Origin of the sequence: Pacificoceanicola onchidii (genome assembly GCF_004804335.1) — a bacterium.
GTDB classification, from domain to species: Bacteria; Pseudomonadota; Alphaproteobacteria; order Rhodobacterales; family Rhodobacteraceae; genus Pacificoceanicola; species Pacificoceanicola onchidii.
In genome coordinates, this window is record NZ_SRXY01000009.1 from 1 (window position 1) to 24,043 (window position 24,043).

A 24,043-nucleotide genomic window follows, 5' to 3' on the forward strand; every position below is an offset into this window, starting at 1 on the left:
GATAGCGATACCCAATCACTCAAACTCAAAGAGTGATCAAAGCGTCGCGGGATGGAGCAGCCCGGTAGCTCGTCAGGCTCATAACCTGAAGGTCGCAGGTTCAAATCCTGCTCCCGCAACCAAAAACACACAAAGACATTAGGCTAGATCCCAAACCGCCTGAATCGGGTCACGATGCGGGCTTCCATATCATCGCGACCGCACCTTACCCTCATCAGAGTAACAATGGGGGAGCAACAGGATGGATGTGCGAGACTTTCTGAAACGCTATGAGGCGGCTTTGGCGTCTCAGGACTGGGCGCAAGTGTCTCCGCTGATACACGGTTCTGCGCGAGTGGTGTTCTCGGACGGCTCTGTTCACGAGGGACTGGGTGCGATTGAGCGGGCGTACCAACGAAATTTTGCGGCAATCAAGAGCGAGCGCTTTGTGATGGATAACATCCATTGGGTGTTCGAAACCGCGGATCATGCGGTCTACATGTTTGATTTTCACTGGAGTGGTGTCATTCAGGGGCGCGAAGCTTCTGGTTCTGGTCGGGGGGTGACGGCTTTGGTCCGGGAAAACGATATCTGGCTTCTGAAGGCCGAGCAGTTGGGACCTGCATGATGCAAATGCATTCCGTAAAGCGCAGAGAATGCCGGGATTGAACTTGCCGGGTGCACGCCGCGCTGGACTTCGAAGGTCAACTGGGCCATCAAGGCAGGGAATACAGAACAGCGGGGGATGACCCGCTTCGAAAAACAGGGCGCGCACAATGGCTGACGGTACTTTTGCGGTTTTGATGCTCATTCTTGGCTTGACGGATATGGGCCGGAACTATTGCGGGACCGAGACGGGATGTCTGGGCAAAACTGATGCCACGCCGCGGTTTGCAATTTCCGCAGGCACGGTTCTCGAGCGCCGCGCGGATGAAGCAAGCGAAGTCTATTTTCGTTACGATCTTGGTCACAAGCGCGGCCCCTTTGGAAACGCGGTTGGCGTTTCGATTGGTGAACACGGCGAAACCTGGATCGGCTTTGGCACGACTTATACGTTGCAGGCGCAGGGCAGCCCGTTTTTTGCGGAGTTGCACTCCATGCCCGGCATCTATTTCGACAATGGCGGCTTTGACCTGGGCGGGCCGATCGAGTTCCGGTCCGGGATTGAACTCGGCTATGAAAACCGACGCGGTTGGCGATACGGTCTGAGTTATGACCATCGGTCCAACGCGGGCATCTATGATGACAATCCCGGGATCGAAACTGTGCAACTGCGCGTTAGCATCCCGACACGGTAAGCGGACTTTCGGCGGAAAACCGTCGGGAGGGCTTCGAATCTTTGACAGGGCTAGCAGGCTTGCGGATACTGCTGTCACGGGTGAATGCACGTTTTGCGTTTATTGTTTTGCCCGGCGACACTCTTGGGTAGGGTGGCTCAAGTGGTTGTTTTCGACATTGAGGAGCATGATTTGTCTGTAAAATTGAAATCCTTGTCTGTATTGGCCCTGGCTTTGGCAGGTGGGCTGGCGTCGACGGGGGCCCATGCGGCAACGGCTTTGCCTGCCGGTGTCGCCGTTGGGACAGTTCCTGGCGGTGAAAAGTCGATCTCGTCCAGCGTGTTCGACATCACGATCAATTTTGTCGGGGGATTGACCGCCTCGCAGCAATCCACGTTCACGGCGGCCGAGTATTTCTGGGAAACCATGATCACCGGCTACCAGATCGCCTTTACCGTGGGCGGTTCCTTGTACGAAGGCCCGACGATCAATGCGCAAGGGACCGCCATTGATGGCGTTGGCGGCACACTTGGCTCTGCCGGTCCTACGACGGCCTATTCCGTTTCGGATGGGACCAACAGCTTTGCGTATGTCGATACTGGCATCATGAACTTCGATACCGCCGATCTCGCAAATATGGAGGCGGACGGAACGTTCTTTGACGTGATCGTCCACGAGATGGGGCACGTGCTTGGGTTCGGGACACTCTGGAACACCGACAGCATTGGCGGAATCTTCACTGGTACGCAGAACGTCTATACAGCCGGATCCGGCGAATACACTGGGGCTTATGGCCTGACCGCGTACAATGCGGAGTTTGGGCTCAGCGAAACTTTCATTCCCGTGGAACTTGGTGGCGGGCCCGGTACTGCTGACGGCCATTGGGATGAGGCGGATTTCGCCGGTGGTCCTCTGGACCTGATGACTGGTTTCATCGGAGCGCCGACACCGGCGGCAGATGCTCCGTTTGCGGCGATGACATTGTCGGCCACCACAATCGCGTCCTTTGCCGATATCGGTTACACAACGGCCGTGACACATGCCATCGCGCCGGTTCCGCTTCCGGCGGGCCTTGGTCTTGGCCTATTGGCTTTGGGTACTTTGGCGGGTGTGACACGCCGTCGAAAAGCGCAAGTTTGACTGCCAAGAGTTTGAAAATGAACACCTTTGTCGCCGCGTTGAGCTTTTGCCTCAGCGCGGCGACTGTTCTTTGGGCCGGGTGCGACCTGTCCGGCTTGACCGGTTCAGAGCGGATCTTGATCTATGACGTTGTGGATGCAGATACGCCTCGGGCCGTTCCGCTCCTGACGGTTTTCAGCGATGGACGCGTCCGTGTTGCGATGCCGGGAGAGGCGAGGGACGATCACATCGGCCAATCGGATGTCCGGGCGATGTTTCAGGCGATTGAAACCGCAGGGTTGGCGCGTTTGACCAGCGAAGAGATCGCGGGATCATTCTCCGCTGACGGCGCGCAGGATGGCCGTGTGCCCATTAATCGCGTGGCGGACGGGGCTACCAGTTTTGTCGTTCTGGATGTGCCGGGCTGCGAAGCGCACCTGTCTGTGGCAAACAGCGCGTTTCATGCATTGGCGCATCCAGAAGCGGAAGCATTGCAGTCTTTTCGCGAAATCGAGCTGCGCCTGCTGAACATCGTGACAGCTGTACAGACGCGCTGACGCTTGACAGAACGGCCTTGGGGCAGGCAAGAAAAACCATGAAAATCTGTGCCTTGACCATGGTTTACCGCGATTACTGGGCTCTGTCCCGGTGGTATGCCCACCATGCGGCACAGCTGGGGGCGGGCAATCTGTTTGTTGTGGCGCACGGAGCGGACCCCAGGATTGCGGAGCTCTGCCCGGGCGCCTCTGTTCTGACTGTCCCGCGCGGTGATTTCGCGCATTTTGACCGCAGCCGCGCCGCGATGCTCAACGGGTTCCATGCCGGTTTGAACGAAGCCTATAACTGGGTGATCCGGACGGATGCGGACGAGCTGATCTGTTTTGATCCCGATTGCTATCCTTCTTTGCCGGACGCGATTGCCGCCAATGCCGATGCGCCCGTGTTGACGGCTCTCGGGTTTGATGTGGTGGAGCAACCGGATGATGCGCCGGTGAGCGCAGGTCCGGTTTTGGCACAGCGGCGGCACATCGCCTTTTCCGGCCATTATTCCAAAGCCATAGCGGCGCGGCGTGCGATGGATTTTGCCTTGCATGGCGTGCGTGTCGCGCCCCGGCGCCTGGAGGGGTTTCCTTTCACCATGCCGCGCGGGCTGTACCTCGCGCATCTCAAATACGCCAACTCAGAGGTATTGCAGGAGGTAAACGCGGTGCGCATGGACGTCGGCAATACGGATGCGCCGGGTGTTCCGGGGACGGGCTGGAAGGAGGCGGACGCGGATGCGACCCGCTTCCATCAGGCTTTTTTGGAAAAGAAGCTGCTGGCTTGGGACAAGGCAGAGCAAAAAGCCTTCGATACCCTGTCGGTCAAACCCGCGAGATTGGAAAAGGGCTCGATTGTCAAAACCCGCGCGCTCAAACTGCCGTATCGCACCGTTCTGCCGGAGCGGTTCGGCGCGCAAGGCTAAGCCCGAGGTCCCGTACCGATGTTTGATCCGCTGATTTCTCTCCTGCCGATATACGCGCTTTTGGCGCTGGGGGCGCTGGCCATTCGGGTGAAGCTGATCAGCCCGGAGGGCTTGCCGCATCTGAGCCGCTTTGTTTTGGTGATCTGCATGCCGGTGATCGTGGCCTCCGCCGTCATGCGCGCCGGGGACTTAAGCGCATTCAACTGGTGGTTTATCGGCGGCTATGCTTTTGCAGCGCTGATCGTTCTCGGGATTGGCAGTTTCGTCATGGTTCGCGTCTTCGGACTCAAAGGCCCGCTTGGCGCGATGATGGCCATGGGGATGTGTAGCTCGAACACGATTTTCCTAGGCTACCCAATTGGCCGTGTTCTGTTTCCGGAGCAAGCGGATGCGCTTTTCGCCTGGATCATAACGGCGGAAAACCTCGTTGTGATCCCGGCGGCCATTGTCTTGTCGGAAGCTTTGTCCGGGGAAAAAGGGCAGGGGATCGCAGCCTCGCTACGTCAGACCTTAGGCCAGATGGTGCGCAGCCCGGTTTTGATCGGCCTGGTGGCGGGGCTGTTGATTGCCGGCTTTGGCATACCGATCACCGGACCGGTCGAGACGACACGCGGCATGATCGCCGCCGCCACGCCGGTTTTGTCGCTGGTGTTCGTCGGGGGCACCGTGGCAACGGCGCAATGGCGCGAGGGCGGCGCGGCGGTCATGGCGGTAGCGCTTGGAAAACTGCTGGTGCATCCGCTGGTTACGGTGGCCGTGCTGCTCATGATACCCGGCGTTTCGCAGGAAATTGCATTAGCGGGCCTGGTCTTTGCGGCGATGCCGATGATCGCCATCTTCCCGATCCTGGCCGCGCGCCATGGCGGGGCGGCGATGGCCTCTTCCGCGATGCTTTTGACGACGTTGCTCGGGGCGATCACGGTGAGCGCCGTTGCCGTTTTGATCCCTTAGGGCAGGGCCGGGAAGGCCCCGCTTCCGGTTCCCTGGATCAGCCTTTCAGGGCTTTGTTCAGGTTCTCGTCGATTTTCTCGAGGAAACCCATGGTTGTCAGCCAACCCTGATCCGGGCCGACAAGCAGCGCGAGATCCTTGGTCATGTGACCGGATTCCACCGTGTCCACGATCACCCGCTCCAGTGTTTCTGCAAAGCCCTGCAAAGCCGCGTTTTCATCGAGTTTGGCGCGATGCTTCAGACCGCCGGTCCAGGCATAGATAGACGCGATGGAATTGGTCGAGGTGGCCTCGCCCTTCTGATGCTGGCGATAATGGCGCGTCACCGTGCCGTGGGCGGCTTCGGCTTCCACGATCTTGCCATCGGGGGTCATCAACTGCGACGCCATCATACCGAGCGAGCCAAACCCCTGCGCGACGGTATCGGACTGAACGTCACCGTCGTAGTTTTTGCAGGCCCAGACGAACTTTCCGTTCCATTTCAGTGCGCAAGCCACCATGTCGTCGATCAGGCGGTGTTCATACCAGATGCCAGCAGCTTTGAACTTCTCTTCGAACTCGGCTTCGTAGATCTCCTGAAACAGATCCTTGAAGCGGCCGTCATAGGCCTTCAGGATTGTGTTCTTCGTCGACAGATACACCGGCCAGCCGATGTTCAACCCGTAATTCAAGGACGCGCGGGCGAAATCCCGGATCGAAGAATCGAGGTTGTACATGCCCATGTAAACCCCGGCGTCCGGCGCGTCATAAACCTCGCGTTCGATCACCGTGCCGTCCTCGCCTTCGAATTTCATCGTCAGCTTGCCCTTGCCGGGGAAGGTGAAATCCGTGGCCTTGTACTGATCGCCAAAGGCGTGGCGGCCGACAACAATCGGATCGGTCCAGCCCGGCACAAGACGCGGCACATTGCGGCAAATGATCGGCTGGCGAAAAACGACACCGCCCAAAATGTTTCGAATTGTCCCGTTTGGACTGCGCCACATCTTCTTCAAACCGAACTCTTCGACCCGCGCTTCGTCCGGTGTGATGGTCGCGCATTTCACCGCAACGCCAACTTCCTTGGTCTTTTCGGCGGCGTCGATTGTGATCTGATCCTCGGTGCGATCGCGCTCTTCGATGCCCAGATCATAGTAGAGCAGGTCGATGTCCAGATATGGCTCGATCAGCTTATTCTTGATGAAATCCCACATGATACGGGTCATCTCATCGCCATCCATTTCGACGATCGGGTTCGCGACCTTGATCTTCGTCATCGGTTTCTCCTTGGGGGTTGGCTGGGCGTTTGAATCGCTTCTAACGGGTTTTGATCAAAGGATCAATAATTGTATGCCATGGTATGCAGTGAGGGCTTTCGTCCTTCGAATTAGCGCGGCTTTCTAAAGACCAAACTAACGGTTTCGAAACTTAACCGAGGCTAAAGACAGGTCCATGGGAATTCTGCGCGGAACTTGTCTTGATGTGATGCTGATGTCCGGTGCGTTGCTCCTTTCGGGGGCCGTGGCGGTGTCCGGAGCATTTTCGCCATTTGTTGCGGGGGCGGGCACACCGGTGCTTGTGCTGGCCGCGCCATGGGGTGTCGGGGCGGCGCATATCGCGGAACAGGGCGGGGGGGCGGTAATCGGGCCGAGCCAGACCGTTTTCGGCGCTCTGGCAACCTTTGATGATCCGGACCCAAGGGCGAGGCTGAAACGGCTTGGGGCGTGGGCAGTGCGAGACGGGCAGTTTCTCGCCATGTTCTGTAAAGGCGGTACAGTGTGAACGAAGCGGGCAATAAAGAAACGCAAAGCCAGGCTGGCAAGGCCGTATTGGCCTTGGCCTATGTTATGGTCACGCTGCAGGCTGGATTTGATGTCGTCCTTCAGGGTATGCCCGGACTGGCGACGGGCGCGATTTTGGTTTTGGCGGCTTTTGCGACATTGGCCGTACAGCGAAAATCAAAGATGGCTGCGGATGTGGTTGCGGTGTGTCTGGTCGGTCAGGCGATCGTTTGCACCGCGGCATTCCAGGGGCATCCCTGGCAGATCGACACGCATATGATCTATTTCGTCATGCTGGCCGGGATTTCGACACTGGGTAGCATTCGGGCCTTGTTGCTCGGTGCGGGCGTCACGGCATTGCATCACCTCGGGTTGGCATTTGTCCTGCCCGCGCTGGCGTATCCTTCTGCGGACCTGTTTGAAAACCTCGCACGAACCGGGCTGCATGGTGCCCTGGTCGTGTTTGAGACGGGTGTTCTGGTCTTGTCGATGCGCCGGGATCAAAGAATGGTGCGCCAGATTACAGAGCAAAGCGAGTCCCTTGCGGATCAATCCCATCGCGCCGAGATCGCGGAAAGCAAGGCGCGCACCCTGATCCGGGAGGCGGAGACGGCGATTGGAATTTTGCGGGGCACGTTACATGAGTTGTCGGAAAGACGTCTCGATTGCCGGATCGACGGCGAAATGCCCGAAGCCTTCGAAGATTTGCGAACAGACTACAACCTCGCCGTCGACCAGTTGGATGCGGCCTTGTCCAAGGCGCTCGGCATGGCGCAGAGTTTTGACGGAGAAGCCCGGTTGCTGGGCGCGTTGATCGACGATCTGGCGAACGGCACCCGGTCCCAGGCGGACGGGCTTGGCCAACAGTCCCGGCACGTTGCGCAGTTGAGTGAACGGCTTGAGGAAGCGTCGGCGCAAGCGCAGCGCGCAGCAGATCGTGTAGCAAAGGCCCGCCGGGAGGCGGACCAGGGCGGAGAAATCACAGGGCAGGCGGTGGCCGCCATGTCGCGGATCGAAAAGAGTTCTGATGAGGTCGGCAAGATCATGGATCTGATCGACGACATCGCCTTCCAAACCAACCTTTTGGCTTTGAACGCCGGGGTGGAAGCGGCGCGCGCCGGTGCATCCGGTCGCGGTTTTGCGGTTGTTGCGGGCGAGGTTCAGGCGCTTTCACAGCGCACGGCCGACGCAGCGCGCGGCGTGAAAGATCTGATATCCAGCTCGGAAGAGGAAGTGGCCTCGGGTGCGCGGCTTGTGCATGAAGCCGGGCGGCGTCTTTCGCTGATCGTGGAGCAAGTCAACGAGGTCAACGCCTTGATCGAGGATATTCGCGGTGATGCCGGTGAGCGCGCTGCAGAAATGGCAACGCTGTCTCAGCAGATGGCGTCTCTGGACTCCGAAGCACAAAAAATTCTGGAGCAAAGCGCCGAAATGGGCGGATCGGGCCACAGATTGCAAAGCCATGCGGATGAGTTGGCCAGCCTGATGGGGCAATTTTCAGTCAAGCAAAGGCAAAGCGATGAGGAAGAGTCCGCGCGGCTGGCCTGACCTTCTAACCGTCACGTCGCGTTTTCCGCGAACTCCCTGCGGCGCAGACGCAAAATAGCCCACAGTGCTCCAAAAACCTGCAACAGGATACCCAAGGCGACGGGCAAAGGTGTTCCGTTGAACGCAAGGCTGACCGGCACGGCCAGGATTACGGCGCCGACCGTTGCCAGCGCCCCGATCACGGAAGCCGCCAAACCGGCGATATGCCCCATGGGCTCCATCGCCAGAGCATTGAGGTTGCCAAGCGTCAAACCGGCCTGGAAGAAAACCCCGGTTTGCCAAACGACAAATGCATAAAACAGCGTATCGCCAGACACGCCCCAGAGAAGCAGAAAAATCATCGCACTGGTCAAACCCAGCTGCGCAATCAGCATGGCCGTGACCAGCAAGCGCATGCCAAGGCGCATCACCAACGCAGCGTTAAGAAAGCTTGCGGAACTCGCCACGATGGCAATGCCGCCAAACCAGAGCGGGAAAGCGTCGCCCTGACCAAAGAAGTCATCGTACAAAGGTTGCACAGTGGAAATCATCGTGAACAGGATCGCGTAACAGAAGGCCTGCGAAACGATCGACAACCGCACGCTGGCATGCGACAGAACTTCACGCGTGGCGGAGCGTAACTTGCTGACTTGAAACGGTATTCTGCGGGGTTTTGGCAGTGTTTCCGGCAACCTCAGCGCAAGCCATGTGGTGACAACCAAAGTAAAAATGGCAAAGGCGATGAAGATCGTTTGCCAGCCGCCAAGCAATACCAATTGTGCCCCTAGCAACGGTGCGATGGCAGGAACAACCGTGAACACGATCATGACAAAGGACATGATCTGTGCCATGCCGCGCCCGGCATATAGGTCCCGCACAATTGCCAAGGCCACGATCCGCGGAGCGGCGGCACCGATCCCTTGCAGGAAGCGCGCAAACAACAGAGCTTCCAGGCTGTTCGCAGAGAGTGCGAACGCGATGGCCCCGACATAGAGCAGGGCTCCGACCAGAACCACCGGCTTGCGCCCAAAGGCATCGGAGAGCGGGCCGCTGAACAACGTGCCGATCCCCATGCCCAGAACGAAAATGGTCACAACGAGTTGAACCCGGTTCGGATCATCCGGGGAAAACACGGACGTCAGCTGAGGAAGCGCCGGCAGCATGGCGTCGATCGCGAAGGCGATATTGGCCATGAGCATCGCGATGATCGCGACAAACTCCGCTTTGCTGGGCAAGTTGGTCATGGGGACTCCGGTACTCTTTAGTGCCGCACTACACCTGCTGCGGCTACAGGCGAAATTTGCACAATTGCACAGGTCGAAAGCCATTCCGGCACAGGAAGGTGCCGCGTGTTTTCAATGCTTGCGCTTGGCCCTGTGTTTTGGCGCATCGTCTTCATTTGCGACGGGTCCGTCCTCGTGTTTCAGACGCGCAATCAACCATTCGGTGTGCTCTTCGCGTTTGCGCATGGCGAACATACCGAACTGCTGAACCGCTGCAGCGAAGATCCCAAGACCAAGCAGGATGAACAGCGTTGTGCCGACTTTGCCGAGTGCGGTCGCCGGTACGAGATTGCCGTAACCCACCGTCGAAATTGTCACGACGGTAAAGAAATAACTGTCGAGCCAACTCCATCCTTCGACATGCCGAAAAAACACGGTCCCGCCCGCGATGATCAGGATCAAAGTCGCAATGAGCGTGAGGAGCTTGATACGGTTCATGGCGCATCGGGGTCCTTTGCACCGAGGATTTCGGAAATCACGCTGCTCCAAAGCTCCGGCGGCTGCGCGCCGGGCACCGCGTGTTGTTGCGCGACGATGAAAGTCGGCACGGAATTGATGCCCATGCCGCGCGCCGCCGCGTCGCGCTCCACGATCTCGCGGCGGTCCTCGTCGGTCGAGAGCAAACGCATCACCACGGAGGCGTCCATGCCGTTCCCGTCGGCGATGTCGGCGAGAACCTCGATGTCACCAATGTCCCGCCCGTCGACGAAGTAGGCGCGGAAGAGGGCCGAAACGATTGGCGTCTGAACGCCTTCCATCTCCGCCCAATGGATCAGGCGATGCGCATCAACGGTTGATGGGGTCTTTTCAATGGCATCAAGATTGATCTTCAATCCCGCTTTCTGGGCATGTTCGATCACCGGCATGTAGGCGTTGACCGCGCCTTGCTGCCCGCCGAATTTCGACTCCAGATAGGTCCGTCGGTCCATGCCGTCCTTCGGCATGTCCGGGTTGAGCATGAAGGGCAGCCAACGCACGCGGAACGGATGGTTCGGGTTGGCTTCAAGCGCCCGGTCCAAATTGGCCTTTCCAATGTAGCACCACGGGCAAATCGGATCGGAAAAGATATCAAGCTGGGTCATGATAGGGTCCTCGGCTCACTGCGGAAGCGTGAGCGCTTTGCGTTGGAGTTTGCCATTGGGATTGCGCGGCAGGCTGTCCACATGGATATAGGCGCGGGGCTGTTTGTAACGGGCAAGCCGGTCTTCGGCGGCAGTTTGGAGCAAGGCGTCATCCAGCTCGGTTTCCCCGGTGTAGAAAGCCGCGATCACGCGCACGCCGGGTTTGACCTCGACGTCGGTGACGGCAATCTCCTGCACGCCGGGCAAGCCGGACAGGGCGGCTTCGACCTCGAGCGGCGAGACGCGGTAACCGCCTGCATTCATCATGTCATCGGAGCGGCCGAGATAGTGGATTTGACCGCTTTCGTTCATCACGCCTTTGTCGCCGCTGAGAAACCAGTCTTTGGCGAATTTGTTGGCAGTTGCCGCCTCGGCCCCGACATAGCCAAGCATCAGGCCCGGATCGGTTCGGTGCACGGCGATGATGCCTTCCGCGCCAAGGGGAACGGGCGTGCCGGTATCGTCGACAAGCGCTATGTGGCGGCCGGGTTGCGGTGCGCCGAGCATGCCCGGGGTGTTGGGCCGAGAGGGTGCGGAGGAGATGAATGTGGAACACTCCGACATGCCGTAGGCTTCATAAATCTCGCCTCCGGTGGCCTCGCGCCATGCGTCGCGGACCGTATCGGGCAGTTTCTCCCCGGCGGCGAGGCCATGACGCAGCTTGCGCAAAGGTGGCAGGGGGTACTTGAGGAGTTGACGGTAAACGCCCGGGGCGGCAGCAAAAATTGTCGCGTCATTGCGCGAAAGCAGCAGTCCCAGCTGCGCAGGATCGGTTCCGGCCGCCGGGATCAGGGCGGTTGCGCCTTTTGTCCAGGGGTCCATCAGTCCGGTGCCGAGCGTGAAGGTCCAGTTGAAGGCTCCGGCGTGCAGCATCCGGTCCGAGGCGGTCAGCCCGTACCAGCCATCCATCATCATCTGACGCGCCCAAATGGCACGATGCGCATGACCCACGGCTCGCGGCGTGCCGGAGGTGCCGGACGTGTAGACGATATAGGCCAGCCTTTCGGGATCGCCGAGCGCGTAGTCGGCGGGAGGCAAATCGTGCCAGGCTTCGTAGGTTTCGGGCCCGTGGACGGGAATGCCTGCCTCGGGGCAGGCAATGCCGTCGCCGCGCAGGATCGCCGTGGGCGACAAATGCTGCACGATTTTTGTCACTTCGTGCACGGTCAGCTGGGAAGAGGTCGGAACCGGCACGATTCCGGCGGCAATGGCACCGAGGTAGGCAATCGGGAAATCGACGGTGTTTCCAAGCCGCATCAAGAGGATGTCACCGGGGACAAGACCCGATTGCAGCAAGCCCGTTGCCGTGCCGCGCACGGCCGCGATCAGGCGCGCATAGGACCAGCGTTCCGCCCCGGTTGGCTTCACGATGGAAAGCGCGATCTTGTCCGGTGTTTGGGACCCGGCGCTCAGCACATGGGCTGCGAGATTGAATGGCGCGGGGCAGGGGGCAAACGCCCCCTCGAAGAAGAGTGACTGCATGGATCAACGCTTAGGCCCGCGTGGCATCGCTTGCAAGGGGGCGGGCCGCGTCCTATAGCTTTAGGCCATGACAAAAGACCCCAGATCCCTGATCCGAATTGCCCGCAATACTGGCCATGAACACGGCGGTGAGCCGCTTGATCTGGGTCAGCGTGTGCGCGACTTGCGCAAAGACAAGTCCTGGACGCTGGAGCAGGCGGCCAAACAGGCGGGATTGGCGCGTTCGACCTTGTCGAAAATTGAAAATGGCCAGATGTCTCCAACCTATGATGCGCTCAAGAAGCTGGCGGTGGGTCTGGAAATTTCGGTGCCACAACTGTTCACCCAGCCCCAGCAGGAAAAGGTGAACGGCCGCATGGCGTTTACACGCAGCGGCGAAGGCCACAGCCATGCGACGGCGACTTACGAGCATGAACTGCTCGCAGAGACGCTGACCCGCAAGAAGATGTTGCCTTACCGCGCCCGTGTTCGGGCCCGGAGCATGGATGAATTCGATGGTTGGGTGCGCCACGACGGCGAAGAATTTCTGTACGTTCTGACCGGTGTGATCCGGTTGTACACGGAGTTCTACGAACCCGTCGACATGAAGCGCGGTGACAGCGCCTATTACGACAGCACCATGGGGCACAACGTGGTGTCGATCAGCGAAGAGGATGCGAACATCCTTTGGGTTACGTCGCTAGGCTGACCTGGCGGACGGCGCAGCAATCTGTGCGGTCAATCGTTCAAGCCAAAGAAAGTCCAGCAGCTCTTCCTTCGCTTCGAGAAGCGTCAGATCGTGCCGTTCGGCAAGGTGCTGGCTGAGCTGTTGCTGGTTCTCCACCAGATCCGGCACCACGGTTTCGTCCACATGGGGAAAGCGGGTCCTGAAGCGGGATAGAAAATCCTGCGGCAGGGGCAGTGTCAGGCTGTCGTCCATCAGCACGTCTCCTCGTTACGAGATTTCATGCTGGAACGGAAACCTGAACAAACCGTGAAGCCAGAGCGCGTATTCCGGCTTCACGGGTCTCTTTTGACGCGAACGAGCTCTCAGAACGCTTAGCGTTCAGGCAGCAACCCGCGCGGGCTGAACCGCAGCACAAGCAGCAGGATCAGACCCATGGTCAACAGCCGAAGATGCTGTGCGCTGTCCTGCAGATGCGCCTTGAGCGCCGAGCCATCCGCCATGCCCGAGGTCACAAGCCCCATCAGCGCCTGACCCATCGGCTCCACCTGCACCCAGAGGAACCAGATCAGGAAACCGCCGAGCACAGCGCCAAGGTTGTTGCCAGATCCGCCAACAATCACCATCACCCAGATCAGGAAGGTGTAGCGCAGCGGCTGATAGCTCGAAGGCGTGAGCTGGCCATCGAGCGTGGTCATCATCGCGCCCGCCACGCCGCAAATGGCGCTGCCGAGGATGAAGACCTGCAGATGGCGGAAGGTCACGTCCTTGCCCATGGCCCGCGCCGCGGTTTCATTGTCGCGGATCGCGCGCATCATTCGGCCCCATGGCGAGTTGAGCGCCAGTTGCGCCAGCACCAGGAGAACAATCAGAACCACCGCAAAAAGCATGGAGTAGCCAAGCTTCACGGTCAGCGTCGAGGCGGTTGTCGGATCAAGCCCAAAGCCCGCCGCCCGCTCTACAAAGGACGGATCGTTTTGCAGATCGACCTCATAGGGCACGGGCCGGGGCAGGCCGATCACGTTTTTCACGCCGCGCGCCAGCCAGTCTTCGTTTTTCATCACCGCGATGATGATCTCCGCAATGCCCAGCGTTGCAATGGCGAGGTAGTCGGAGCGCAGACCAAGCGCGGTTTTGCCGATCACCCAAGCCGCACCCGCCGCCAAAAGCCCGCCAATCGGCCAGGCCAGAAGCACGGGCAGGCCGAGCCCGCCCAGATTGCCTTGCAGCGCCGGATTGATCGCCTCGATAGCCTCGACACCGGGATCGAGCAGCCAGCGATAGACAAAGAAGCCGACCACCAGAACAGCCGCCGTCAGCAGGCCGTTCTTGATCCGTGTCCAGACAAGCACCGCACCGATCACCGTGGCCGCGCCAAGGAGCAACGCGCCTATCACACGCATCCCGCCCGCAGCCCAGGCCTCGGACACAGGTGCCGTGGATGTCAGCACAACGCCAAGGCCCCCGAGGGCCACAAACCCCATGACGCCAACGTTAAACAGCCCGGCAATCCCCCATTGCAGGTTCACACCAAGCGCCATAACCGCGCTCACCAATCCCATGTTCAGGATCAACAGCGCCGCGTTCCAGCTTTGCAGAAGGCCGGTGCCAAGGATCAGCACCGCGACGAGGGCAAAAAGTCCGAACGTGCGCATCTTACACCGCCTTCCCTTTGAACAGCCCGGTGGGCTTGAACAGCAGCACGATCACAAGGATCACAAAGCTGACTGCGAATTTGTAGTCGGTGGACATCAGTTGCACGAGCCCATCGGGTGCGAGGCTGTCTGGCAGTGCATAGTTCAGCACTTTCTTCCACGCGTAAGTGATGCCGACCTCGCTGAACGCGATCACAAACCCGCCTGCGATGGCCCCCAGCGGATTGCCCAGCCCGCCGACAATTGCGGCGGCAAAGATGGGCAGTAGAAGCTGGAAATAGGTGAAAGGTTTGTAGGATTTGTCGAGCCCGTAGAGCACGCCTGCGATGGTCACCAAAGCTGCGACAATCACCCATGTGACCCGCTCGACCTTCTCTGGATTGATGCCGGAAAGCAGAGCCAGATCTTCGTTGTCAGAATAGGCGCGCATGGACTTGCCGGTGCGCGTGCGGTTGAGAAACCAGAAGAGCAGGGCGACAACCAAAATGGCCACAACCACGGTCAGAGCCTGCGTCGTGCGGATCGCCAGCCCCTCGCTCAGACCCGTCATCGCCTTGAAGTCACGCGCAGAAATCAGGAAGCGCTCACCATCGGCAAAACGCTGGTCATCGGGGCCGAGGATGATCCGGGTGATGCCGTTGTAGACAAACATCACACCCAGCGAGACCATCACGAGGATCACCGGTTTGACCTTTTGTTTTCTGTAGAAGCGATAGACCACCCGGTCTGTCCCCAACACCAGAACCGCCGTCGCAGCGATCCCGAACGGCACCGCGAGAAGCGCTGTTGGGAGCGGTCCAAGGCTGATCCCCCAGCTCTGGAACAGCCATGTGAAGATGATGACCACCATCGTGCCAAAGGCCATGGTGTCGCCGTGGGCGAAGTTGGAAAACCGCAGGATCCCGTAGATCAACGTCACCCCCAATGCGCCAAGCGCCAACTGGCTGCCATAGGCGACGGCGGGGATCAGTACGAAGTTCGAGAGCGCGATGATCGCGTTGAGTAAATCCATCAGTCCGCCTTCACACATTGTCCGATGTAAGAGATGACCTGCGGCCCGCTCATGTAATGCACCGTGTGACGGGCATCGCCGTTTTCAGCAATGCTCAGCAGGTGCCGCGCATCAAAACTGCCGCCCGACAGGGCATAGCCGCCCGAGCGCAGCCCAACCAAGGTCACATCGCCGATGTCCGAGACCATATCGAGCTCCACCACCAGCATCTCATTGTTCATGCCGCCACCGCGCCCGCTCAAAGCGTAGCCAAAGCCCGCCTCCTGGCAGCCCTCGGCCTCATAGCACTCGGTCGCATAGGCGCAGGTCAAAGCAATGTCCTCACGCACTGGCGCGTGGTCGATCGAAAGCTGCTCGCCGCCAAAACTGCTGCGGGGCTGTGCGGCGGCGGGCTCGGCCAACGCAGCCATTGCTAGACAACAGATGAAAAGCCGCATCAAACCTCTCCTGTACAGGTGCCACGGAACCGCTTGCCGCGATTGCCGGTGTAAAGAAAAGAGCCGTCCTCAAAGACCTGAATCCCGTAGCCGTTGCCAAAGCCCTTGACCGCCCAGACCCGCGCATCATTCCCGGCGCTGAAACGGGCGGAGTAGGGGCCTTGCCAGTCGATCCAGAGCCGCCAGTACGCGCCGTCGCGTACCACCTTTACGGCCAGGGTCGAAGGCGCGCACATCTCCTTGGCGTCGCCGCGACACTGCGTCTGGGCCGTGCAAAGCATCTCCGCTGTGGCGGGCAACCCAAGCGCAGTCGCCAAAACAAAGGCGATCAAACCGCGTCTTTTCCCGGCAAAAATCTTCAACGTCGCCCCCAACACGCGGCTCATCCCCCGAGGAACGAGCGCCGCACCTCGTCATCAGCCAAGAGGCCCTTGCCCGTTCCGGTATGCGCATTTGCCCCCTGAACCAGCACAAAGCCTTTGTCCGCAATCTCCAGCGCCTGGCGCGCGTTCTGCTCCACCATCAGGATAGAAATCCCGGTGCGCGCCACCTCGATGATCCGGTCAAACAACTCGTCCATGACAATGGGAGAGACGCCCGCGGTCGGCTCATCGAGCATCAGAACCTTCGGCTCGGTCATCAGCGCCCGGCCCACGGCAACCTGCTGGCGCTGGCCACCAGACAACTCGCCTGCGGGCTGAAAGCGCTTCTCCTTCAGGATCGGAAACAGATCATAAACCTGCGCCATGGTCGCCTTGTAATCATCCTCTCGAATGAAAGCGCCCATCTCCAGGTTCTCTTCCACGGTCATCGAGGTGAAGATATTCGACGTCTGCGGCACAAACCCCATGCCATGCCGAACTCTTGCCTGCGGGCTCAGATCCGTGATGTCCTCACCGTCGAGCATCACATGCCCTTGCCGCAAGTCCAACATGCCAAACACGGCCTTCATCGCCGTCGACTTGCCCGCACCATTCGGCCCGACAATCACCGCGATCTCACCCTTCTCAACGGCGATCGTACAATCATGCAGAATGTCCGGCCCGGATTTCCCGTAGCCGCCGGTCATGCTGTCACCAATCAGAAACGGTCCCGGCGTGCCAGGCCGCGCCTCTTCGTCGCCGCGATAGCCATCCACTGTTCCCATGCCCGCAGCGTTGCCAAGGCTCATGTCCCGGTTGCCACGATCATCATAAGATCCACCGCTCATCGCGCAGCTCCCTTGCTTCTTTGGGCGCAAAATACCTCGTGGTTTGGAGCAGCGCTCCAACGCGTGCGCAGCACGCGCCCGCCGGGTGTCTCGCAGGGCGAGGCGCAATCCCTCATCCCACCGCGTCCTTGTTCTTCAAACCTGTTCCAAGGTAGGCCTCGATGACCTGCTCATTGGCCTTGATCTCGTCCAGCGTGCCTTCGGCCAGCTTCTTGCCTTCCGCCATGACGATCACCGGATCGCAGATTTTTCCAATGAAATCCATGTCATGCTCAATCACGCAGAAGGTGTAGCCGCGTTCCTTGTTCAAACGGATGATGGTATCTGCGATGGTCATCAGGAGCGTGCGGTTCACGCCCGCGCCAACCTCATCGAGAAACACGATCTTGGCGTCGACCATCATGGTGCGCCCCAGCTCCAGCAGCTTCTTTTGTCCGCCGGAGATTGCCCCGGCCGGGTGATCCGCCAGATGCGAGATCGTCAAGAACTCCAGCACCTCATCCGCTTTGGCCCTGAGCGCGCGTTCTTCATCGGCAATGCGCTTTCGGCCAAACCAAGTGTTCCACAGCACCTCTCCCGATTGCCCGCCCGGCACCATCATCAGGTTCTCGCGGCAGGACATGGAGGAAAACTCGTGCGCAATCTGGAAAGTGCGCAAAAGGCCCTTGTGAAAGAGCTCGTGCGGCGGCAGGCCGGTGATGTCCTCGCCATCCATGAACACCTGACCAGAGGTCGGCGGCAGAGCGCCCGCGATCACATTGAACAGCGTTGTTTTGCCAGCGCCGTTTGGCCCGACGAGGCCGGTAATGGAGCCTTTGGCGATTTCCAGCGAAGCTCCGTCTACGGCACGGAAACCGCCAAAATGGCGGTGAAGGTTCTCAACCCGGATCACATCCCACATCCCTGTTTGCGGAGCCCTTTGGGGCTCTCATGGCCGAACCGGCCCTTATGGCAGCGGCGCGGAGATGCCCCGCGCCGCCGAGTTTCGCAAGCCCCTATTTTGGGGCAAAAGGCCGAATTAGTGGTAGCCCACAACCTTCAGCGCGCCACCGTCGACGGTGTATTCCGCGTAGGAGCCTGCGGCCTCACCCGGGCCAACCAGTTCCACGCCGGTCGCGCCTGCGTAGTCGATCTCACCGCCACCGGCGAGGATTTCGAGCGCCTTGTCCAGCTCGCCCGGCAGGATCACTTCACCCGGCGCATTGGCCACGTCCATGATCTTGCCCGAGTAATCGCCCGGCTCCGAAGAGCCAGCGGCCGCCATGGCCAGCATGATCAGTGCGGCAGCGTCGTAGCTTTCGCCCGCATACACAGCCGTGCCGTCAATGCCGGCTGCTCCCGCCATTTCCGCGAACTTCGGACCACCTTCGTTTTCGGAGCCAGCGATGGTGCCGATGGCGCCGTCGATGTCTGCGCCGAAACGCTCGGTCAGGCTGTCGCCGATCATGCCGTCGCCAAGCGCGAACATGTCAAAGGCGCCGGTGTCGAGCGAGGCCTGGATGATGCCCGCGCCGCCCTGGTCCACATAGCCCAGAACAACCAGCGCATCGCCGCCCGCAGAGGCCAGCGCGCCCACTTCAGCGGAGTAGTCCGCCTTGCCGTCTTCGTGCGCTGCGGTCAGAGTGACCGAGCCGCCACCGGCGGTGTAGTTCTGGTTGAAGGCGTCGGAGAAGCCTTTGCCGTAGTCATTGTTGGTGTAGGTCACCGCGACGGAAGAAATGCCCTTGTCGAGCAGGATCTTCGCCAGCACGGCACCCTGACGCGCGTCAGACGGGGCGGTGCGGAAGAACAGGCCGTTGTCTTCGGCTTCGGACAGCGCCGGGGATGTGGCCGACGGCGAGATCATCACCATGCCGTTCGGCACAGCGGCGTTCGCCAGAACCGCGCCTGTCACACCGGAGCAATCCGCGCCCATGATGCCTTTGACACCTTCGGAGGTGATCAGACGCTCGGCAGCGGCGGTGGCCGCAGCGCTGTCAACACAGGTGCTGTCCGCGCGGACCGGCTCGATCTTTGCGCCATCCATCAGTTTGCCGCTGTCCGTCACTTCGGACATCGCCATTTCAGCGCCAGCCGCCATGGCCGGGGTCAGGCTTTCAATCGGGCCGGTGAAGCCGAGAATCACGCCAAGTTTGATCGTATTCGCGTGGCCGTCAGCATAGGCCGCGCCCGCGAGCATTGCAGTGGCGGTTGTCGCCATCAGCAGCTTTTTCATTGTTGGTCTCCCTTATTGGAACGTATTGTCCTGCCGTTCAGCCTATGCCCCGGTTTGGCAAAAGAAAAGGGGGCGTGTGGGCCTGTCGTTGCGCGCGCTCCCTTGCCGCCCGCGCCCCGCGCGCCCATATCTTGCAGCAGGAGGTGCCTTATGACGAGATTTGCGATTTCCCTGATTTTTCCGCTGCTTGCCAGCACTGCGACGGCCGGGCCAATCGAGACCGAAGCCGGCACGTTGCAGGCGGTGACAGTGGCGGAGGGCCTCGATACCCCGTGGGCCTTCGATTTCCTGCCCGATGGCACGATCCTCGTGACGTTACGGGATGGGGCGATTGTTGCGTTTCGGGGCGAAGAGCGCTGGCTTGTCGAGAATCCGCCGAAGGTGCTCGCGGACGGGCAGGGCGGTCTTCTGGACATCATGGTGCCGCGCGACTTTGCGCAAACGCGCGAGCTGTTCTTTACCTATTCAAAACGCCAGTTCATTCGCGGCTCCGGCACGGCGGTCTACAAGGCGACACTGTCCGCGGACGGGCGCAGCCTGACGGGCGGTGAAACCATCTTCGAAATCGCGCGCGGCTCCGGCGGCGGGTTCCACTTTGGCTCGCGCCTCGTCGAATCCCCGGAGGGCACGCTGTTTGTGACAATCGGAGACCGGGGTAATCCGGACACCGCGCAGGATTTGGAAATGCACAACGGCTCGGTTGTGCACATCACCAAAGACGGCGATCCGGGGCTGGGTAATCCGGAACTCGACGGCCTGCCCGAAATCTACAGTTACGGCCACCGCAACCCGCAAGGGGCCGCGCTCGATGGCTCCGGTCAGCTCTGGCTGGTCGAACATGGCGCGCAGGGCGGGGATGAGGTGAACCGGGTGGAGCCGGGCGTGAACTACGGCTGGCCGGTGATCTCTTACGGGGTCAATTACAACGGCACCAAGATTGGCGAAGGCACGGCAAAAGAGGGCATGGCCCAACCGGTCCACTACTGGGACCCTTCCATCGCACCGTCCGGCATGACCTTTTTTGAAGGCGGAGACTGGGACGGTAACGCCTTTGTCGGCTCTTTGAAGTTTGACTATATCTCCCGCCTCGCGGGCAATCCGCTGCGCGAGGTGGAGCAGATCCGGGGTGAGGAGACAGGCCGCGTGCGCGATGTTGCGCAAGGGCCGGACGGCAAGCTGTGGTGGCTTTCGGTGTTCGAAGGGGCGCTTTACAGGCTGGAATAGCGGTTTGCCGGACTTTCCCGGCGGCTTTTGCCGTGTAACCATGGGGCAGGTTTCCAAAGGAGTTTGCCCCATGCGCGCTTTGATCCTCGCCCTTCTGACCAGTTTTTCGCTCTCCGCCCCGCTCCAAGCCCAGGAGCAGCAGCCGGTCTTCGACAGTTACGAAGACATGCGCCGCGTCATGGACCAATTGATCGTCACGCGTCAGGTGCAGGAACTTATGGTGCGCTTTGGCGGTGGAGACGAGATGACCGTGGCGCAGCTCAACGATCTTGATGCCACGGTCGAGCGGCTCTACCCGAACAACTTCGAAAACGTCGCGGTGATGCGCAGGCTTCAGCACGGCGGCGGGTTTACCCAGGAGCTTCTCGTGTACTGGACCGGTCTGAACTACCTCTATGTCTACGTGTTCTACCACGACCGGGGCGGTGAGGTGGTCTCGATCAACTTCCGCTTCAACAGCGATTACGCCAAGCTGACGGGCTTGTTCTGAGAGCGACGTACAATCGAGCGGAACTTTCTAACGGAGGCCATCCATGCATGATCGCATGGATGGCCTTTGCTTTTTTCAGCCGGTCCGCTTTTGTGTGCGTCGGCGAGGGCATCACAAAAACTTATGCCCCAATTGGAAGCCGGGTTTCGGGGTTTCATTTTTGAAAGTCTAATTTTCTGAAAATTGTAAAAGAGTTCACTAAATCAGGTGTTTACGTGAAAACCTGACGTGACTCATCAACCTGCGTATGCGGAAATGATGCCAAGGCGCGTCACCGATTCCCGCGCGTCTTTGCGCCCCACACTCACCAAGGACGAGGACTATGACCAACCATGAGAAGGACCCCCTGACCCCCAACAAGCGCGACGGTGATTATCGCAATCACGCGTTTCTCGCGCGCGGCCCAAAGAAGACCATGATGGCGATCAAAAGCCCGATCGTCGCTTTTGGTTTTGTTGTCTGTCTGGCGATCACGCTTGGCGGCGGGCTTTTGACAGCGGCCATGTATCTTGGCCACAAACCTGCTTCGCAGGGCGACGTGTCAAACTGACAGACGCGTCGCATGGGCACCACGCTCTCTATAGGGCGTGGTGTCGTAGTGGGCCCGGTAGCATTTCGAGAAATGCGAGGGCGAGGCAAAACCGCAGGCCAGCGCCACGTTGATCACGCTCATGTCGGTCTGCATCAAGAGGTTCCGCGCTTTCTGAAGGCGGAGTTCCATGTAATAGCGTTTTGGCGAGCGGTTCAGGTAGCGCCGGAACAGGCGTTCAAGCTGGCGCGTGGACATGCCCACATCCTTGGCGAGGATCGAGGGGCTGATCGGCTCTTCGATGTTGGCTTCCATCTGCTGAATGACCTGGCTCAGCTTCGGATGACGCACGCCGATCCGCGTCGGTACTGACAGGCGCTGCGTGTCCTGGTCCGTGCGGATGGAGCTGTAGATCTGCTGGTCCGCCACCGCGTTGGCGAGCTCTTCGCCATGGTCATTGGCGATCACCTGCAGGAACAGATCAATCGAAGAGGTGCCGCCAGCGGTGGTCAGATGTTTGCCGTCAATGGTGAAGACGGATTTGGTCAGGATCACGTCCTCGAACTCCTCGAGAAAGCTGTCCTGATTCTCCCAGTGAATCGTGGCGCGCTTGCCGTCCAGAAGCCCGGCCTTGGCCAGCGAATACGAGGCGGTGCACAGACCGGCAAAGCCGACGCCCTTGCGGGCCTCGCGCCGCAGCCAGTTCAGCAGCTTCTTGGTGGTGGCGTCCTGCACATTGTGACCGCCGCAAACGACAACCGTGTCGCTCCGGTCCAACTCTTCGAATCCGGCATCCACGTTAAAGGCCGTGCCGGTGGAACAGGCAACAGTATCGCCATCTTCGCTGACAATCCGCCAAGCATACAGGGGTTTGCCCGCCATGCGATTGGCCAGCCGCAGGCAATCGAGCGCGGCGGCAAAGCTCAGAAGCGTGAAGTTGTCGAGCAGAACAAAAACGAAGCGGCGAGGCTTCTCCGGAACGCTGTCCAGCTCGACGATCGGTGCTTTGGCGTTTGGGAGCATCTGGCGGCATCCTTCTGGCAAATTGCGACACACCGTGTCGTGTTTGTAAACGAGTTGCTCACGGCTATTGCGGCGCGTCAAGAGAGGGGACAAAATTCATGGGTTGGGCAAGTGCGCTGCATTCGTTATAGAGCAGGAACGTTAACGCTCACGAAGACACAAATTCTTAAGATAACCGGAGAAGACCAATGACCGAGTGGCAGAAATCGAACTGGCGCGACCTTCCGCGGGTTCAGATGCCCGACTATACGGATGAGGCCGCGCTGAATGCCGTTGAGGCACAGCTGTCCAAATATCCGCCGCTGGTCTTTGCCGGAGAAGCGCGCAACCTCAAGACCCACATCGCGGCCGCAGGGCGTGGTGAGGCTTTTGTTCTGCAGGGCGGCGATTGCGCCGAGGCTTTTGACCAGTTCAGCGCGGACGCCATCCGGGACACCTTCAAGGTGATGCTGCAGATGGCCATGGTGCTGACCTATGGTGCGAAAGTGCCGGTGGTGAAAGTGGGCCGCATGGCGGGTCAGTTCGCCAAACCGCGCTCGGCGCCGACCGAGGTGGTCGAAGGTGTGGAACTGCCGAGCTACCGAGGCGACATCATCAACGAGCTGGCCTTCACCCCCGAAGCCCGCATCCCTGATCCGAAAAAGATGCTGCAGGCCTACACGCAGGCGGCGGCCACGCTGAACCTTCTGCGCGCCTTCTCGCAGGGCGGCTATGCCGATGTGCATCAGGTGCACCAGTGGACGTTGGGCTTCACCGATGGCAACGGCGCCGAGAAATACCGCGACATGGCAAACCGGATCACCGATACGCTGGACTTCATCAAGGCGGCGGGCGTGTCCGGGGCGCAGGCTCATGCGCTGCAGGTCGTGGATTTCTTCACCAGCCATGAATCGCTTTTGCTGGAGTACGAAGAGGCGCTCTGCCGTCTCGATTCGACCTCCGGCAAGTGGCTGGCAGGCTCCGGTCACATGATCTGGATCGGAGACCGCACCCGTCAGCCCGATGGCGCGCATGTGGAGTTTGCACGCGGAGTGTTGAACCCGGTTGGCCTCAAATGCGGCCCGACGACCACCGCCGAAGACCTCAAGGTGCTGATGCAGAAGCTCAACCCGTCCAATGAAGAGGGCAAGTTGACGCTGATCGCGCGCTTTGGTGCGGGCAAAGTAGCCGAACATCTGCCGCGCCTGATCAAGGCCGTGCAGGAAGAGGGTGCCAACGTGACATGGGTGTGCGACCCGATGCATGGCAACACCATCAAGTCGGCGACCGGCTACAAGACCCGCCCGTTTGACAGTGTTCTCAAAGAGGTGCGCGATTTCTTTGCCGTGCATGGCGCGGAAGGCACCGTGCCGGGCGGCGTGCATTTCGAGATGACCGGTCAGGACGTGACCGAATGCACCGGCGGCGTGCGCGATGTGACCGAAGAGGACCTGTCGGACCGCTACCACACCGCCTGTGATCCGCGTCTCAACGCGTCGCAGTCGCTGGAACTTGCCTTCCTCGTGGCCGAGGAGCTGACCCAGCTGCGCCTCGCCAATGCTGAGGCAGCCAACGGCTAACGCGGTTAACAAATCTTGCGATGAAAGCCCGCCCCAAACGAGGCGGGCTTTTGTTTTCAAATCTT

General features: G+C 60.0%; 27 protein-coding genes and 1 tRNA gene. 14 read left to right on the plus strand and 14 right to left on the minus strand.

Annotation, left to right across the window (positions count from 1 at the left end):
• Positions 1-45: 45 nt before the first annotated feature.
• The 7 genes from E4662_RS20335 to E4662_RS20365 all read left to right on the plus strand — a co-directional run bounded on the left by E4662_RS20335 (position 46) and on the right by E4662_RS20365 (position 4,791).
• Positions 46-122, plus strand: a tRNA-Met gene (locus E4662_RS20335).
• A 119-nt stretch (positions 123-241) separates the two neighbouring features.
• On the plus strand, positions 242-607 hold the full coding sequence (locus E4662_RS20340) for a nuclear transport factor 2 family protein (protein WP_136443476.1): 366 nt from the start codon (positions 242-244) through the stop codon (positions 605-607).
• Positions 608-755: 148 nt separating this feature from the next.
• Entirely contained in the window at positions 756-1,277 is a 522-nt protein-coding gene (locus tag E4662_RS20345; RefSeq protein ID WP_136443477.1) for an acyloxyacyl hydrolase, read from the plus strand.
• A gap of 171 nt (positions 1,278-1,448) precedes the next feature.
• A complete protein-coding gene (locus E4662_RS20350) occupies positions 1,449-2,396 on the plus strand; it encodes a hypothetical protein (protein WP_206080323.1) in 948 nt (315 codons plus the stop codon).
• Between the two features lie 17 nt (positions 2,397-2,413).
• A complete protein-coding gene (locus tag E4662_RS20355; protein WP_136443478.1) occupies positions 2,414-2,932 on the plus strand; it encodes a hypothetical protein in 519 nt (172 codons plus the stop codon).
• Positions 2,933-2,970: 38 nt separating this feature from the next.
• On the plus strand, positions 2,971-3,840 hold the full coding sequence (locus E4662_RS20360) for a glycosyltransferase family 2 protein (RefSeq protein WP_136443479.1): 870 nt from the start codon (positions 2,971-2,973) through the stop codon (positions 3,838-3,840).
• A gap of 18 nt (positions 3,841-3,858) precedes the next feature.
• Positions 3,859-4,791 carry an AEC family transporter gene (locus tag E4662_RS20365; protein ID WP_136443480.1) on the plus strand — a complete coding sequence of 311 codons (933 nt, stop codon included), beginning with the start codon at positions 3,859-3,861 and terminating at the stop codon, positions 4,789-4,791.
• A 37-nt stretch (positions 4,792-4,828) separates the two neighbouring features.
• On the opposite strand, the gene E4662_RS20370 is transcribed toward E4662_RS20365, so the two are convergent.
• Entirely contained in the window at positions 4,829-6,043 is a 1,215-nt protein-coding gene (locus tag E4662_RS20370) for an NADP-dependent isocitrate dehydrogenase (RefSeq protein WP_136443481.1), read from the minus strand.
• A gap of 175 nt (positions 6,044-6,218) precedes the next feature.
• Between E4662_RS20370 and E4662_RS20375 the strand changes: the two genes are divergently transcribed.
• Together E4662_RS20375 and E4662_RS20380 are read left to right on the plus strand one after the other, a co-directional pair.
• On the plus strand, positions 6,219-6,548 hold the full coding sequence (locus E4662_RS20375; RefSeq protein WP_136443482.1) for a hypothetical protein: 330 nt from the start codon (positions 6,219-6,221) through the stop codon (positions 6,546-6,548).
• Positions 6,545-8,095: a methyl-accepting chemotaxis protein gene (locus E4662_RS20380; RefSeq protein ID WP_136443483.1), complete on the plus strand. Its 1,551-nt coding sequence runs from the start codon at positions 6,545-6,547 to the stop codon at positions 8,093-8,095. The genes E4662_RS20375 and E4662_RS20380 overlap by 4 nt, the downstream gene beginning before the upstream one ends.
• Positions 8,096-8,106: 11 nt before the next feature.
• Here E4662_RS20380 and E4662_RS20385 read toward each other — a convergent pair whose 3' ends face one another.
• The 4 genes from E4662_RS20385 to E4662_RS20400 all read right to left on the minus strand — a co-directional run bounded on the left by E4662_RS20385 (position 8,107) and on the right by E4662_RS20400 (position 11,960).
• Positions 8,107-9,318 (minus strand): multidrug effflux MFS transporter, encoded by a 1,212-nt coding sequence (locus E4662_RS20385; protein ID WP_136443484.1) that lies wholly within the window; start codon positions 9,316-9,318, stop codon positions 8,107-8,109.
• Between the two features lie 111 nt (positions 9,319-9,429).
• Positions 9,430-9,795: a potassium channel family protein gene (locus E4662_RS20390; protein ID WP_136443485.1), complete on the minus strand. Its 366-nt coding sequence runs from the start codon at positions 9,793-9,795 to the stop codon at positions 9,430-9,432.
• Entirely contained in the window at positions 9,792-10,439 is a 648-nt protein-coding gene (locus E4662_RS20395; RefSeq protein ID WP_136443486.1) for a DsbA family oxidoreductase, read from the minus strand. Before E4662_RS20395 ends, E4662_RS20390 begins: the two co-directional genes overlap by 4 nt.
• A gap of 15 nt (positions 10,440-10,454) precedes the next feature.
• A complete protein-coding gene (locus E4662_RS20400) occupies positions 10,455-11,960 on the minus strand; it encodes a class I adenylate-forming enzyme family protein (RefSeq protein WP_136443487.1) in 1,506 nt (501 codons plus the stop codon).
• 67 nt (positions 11,961-12,027) lie between these two features.
• On the opposite strand from E4662_RS20400, the gene E4662_RS20405 reads away from it, so the two are divergent.
• Positions 12,028-12,648, plus strand: a complete 621-nt coding sequence (locus tag E4662_RS20405; RefSeq protein WP_136443488.1) for a helix-turn-helix domain-containing protein — start codon at positions 12,028-12,030, stop codon at positions 12,646-12,648.
• On the opposite strand, the gene E4662_RS20410 is transcribed toward E4662_RS20405, so the two are convergent.
• The 8 genes from E4662_RS20410 to E4662_RS20445 form a co-directional block, all read right to left on the minus strand.
• Positions 12,640-12,879 (minus strand): hypothetical protein, encoded by a 240-nt coding sequence (locus E4662_RS20410; RefSeq protein WP_136443489.1) that lies wholly within the window; start codon positions 12,877-12,879, stop codon positions 12,640-12,642. The two genes, E4662_RS20405 and E4662_RS20410, sit on opposite strands and share 9 nt — an antisense overlap.
• A 119-nt stretch (positions 12,880-12,998) precedes the next feature.
• Positions 12,999-14,279 (minus strand): branched-chain amino acid ABC transporter permease, encoded by a 1,281-nt coding sequence (locus E4662_RS20415; protein ID WP_136443490.1) that lies wholly within the window; start codon positions 14,277-14,279, stop codon positions 12,999-13,001.
• A 1-nt stretch (position 14,280) separates the two neighbouring features.
• Positions 14,281-15,291 (minus strand): branched-chain amino acid ABC transporter permease, encoded by a 1,011-nt coding sequence (locus E4662_RS20420; protein WP_136443491.1) that lies wholly within the window; start codon positions 15,289-15,291, stop codon positions 14,281-14,283.
• Complete coding sequence (locus E4662_RS20425) at positions 15,291-15,728, minus strand: hypothetical protein (RefSeq protein ID WP_136443492.1); 438 nt, start codon at positions 15,726-15,728, stop codon at positions 15,291-15,293. Before E4662_RS20425 ends, E4662_RS20420 begins: the two co-directional genes overlap by 1 nt.
• A complete protein-coding gene (locus E4662_RS20430; RefSeq protein ID WP_168798034.1) occupies positions 15,728-16,060 on the minus strand; it encodes a hypothetical protein in 333 nt (110 codons plus the stop codon). Before E4662_RS20430 ends, E4662_RS20425 begins: the two co-directional genes overlap by 1 nt.
• 50 nt (positions 16,061-16,110) lie before the next feature.
• Positions 16,111-16,938 carry an ABC transporter ATP-binding protein gene (locus tag E4662_RS20435; RefSeq protein WP_136443494.1) on the minus strand — a complete coding sequence of 276 codons (828 nt, stop codon included), beginning with the start codon at positions 16,936-16,938 and terminating at the stop codon, positions 16,111-16,113.
• 112 nt (positions 16,939-17,050) lie between these two features.
• Positions 17,051-17,830, minus strand: coding sequence for an ABC transporter ATP-binding protein (locus E4662_RS20440; protein WP_136443495.1), 780 nt, complete (start codon positions 17,828-17,830; stop codon positions 17,051-17,053).
• A 126-nt stretch (positions 17,831-17,956) separates the two neighbouring features.
• A complete protein-coding gene (locus tag E4662_RS20445; RefSeq protein WP_136443496.1) occupies positions 17,957-19,153 on the minus strand; it encodes an ABC transporter substrate-binding protein in 1,197 nt (398 codons plus the stop codon).
• A 150-nt stretch (positions 19,154-19,303) separates the two neighbouring features.
• Here E4662_RS20445 and E4662_RS20450 point away from each other — a divergent pair, with 150 nt between their 5' ends.
• The 3 genes from E4662_RS20450 to E4662_RS20460 all read left to right on the plus strand — a co-directional run bounded on the left by E4662_RS20450 (position 19,304) and on the right by E4662_RS20460 (position 21,417).
• Complete coding sequence (locus tag E4662_RS20450) at positions 19,304-20,377, plus strand: PQQ-dependent sugar dehydrogenase (protein ID WP_136443497.1); 1,074 nt, start codon at positions 19,304-19,306, stop codon at positions 20,375-20,377.
• Positions 20,378-20,447: 70 nt separating this feature from the next.
• Positions 20,448-20,867 carry a hypothetical protein gene (locus tag E4662_RS20455; protein WP_136443498.1) on the plus strand — a complete coding sequence of 140 codons (420 nt, stop codon included), beginning with the start codon at positions 20,448-20,450 and terminating at the stop codon, positions 20,865-20,867.
• Positions 20,868-21,189: 322 nt separating this feature from the next.
• The gene (locus E4662_RS20460; RefSeq protein ID WP_136443499.1) at positions 21,190-21,417 is read left to right on the plus strand and encodes a hypothetical protein; all 228 of its coding nucleotides are present in this window, start codon (positions 21,190-21,192) and stop codon (positions 21,415-21,417) included.
• On the opposite strand, the gene E4662_RS20465 is transcribed toward E4662_RS20460, so the two are convergent.
• On the minus strand, positions 21,409-22,419 hold the full coding sequence (locus tag E4662_RS20465) for a GlxA family transcriptional regulator (RefSeq protein WP_136443500.1): 1,011 nt from the start codon (positions 22,417-22,419) through the stop codon (positions 21,409-21,411). The genes E4662_RS20460 and E4662_RS20465 overlap by 9 nt on opposite strands.
• Before the next feature lie 188 nt (positions 22,420-22,607).
• On the opposite strand from E4662_RS20465, the gene E4662_RS20470 reads away from it, so the two are divergent.
• Positions 22,608-23,978: a class II 3-deoxy-7-phosphoheptulonate synthase gene (locus E4662_RS20470; protein WP_136443501.1), complete on the plus strand. Its 1,371-nt coding sequence runs from the start codon at positions 22,608-22,610 to the stop codon at positions 23,976-23,978.
• The last annotated feature ends 65 nt before the right edge of the window (positions 23,979-24,043 follow it).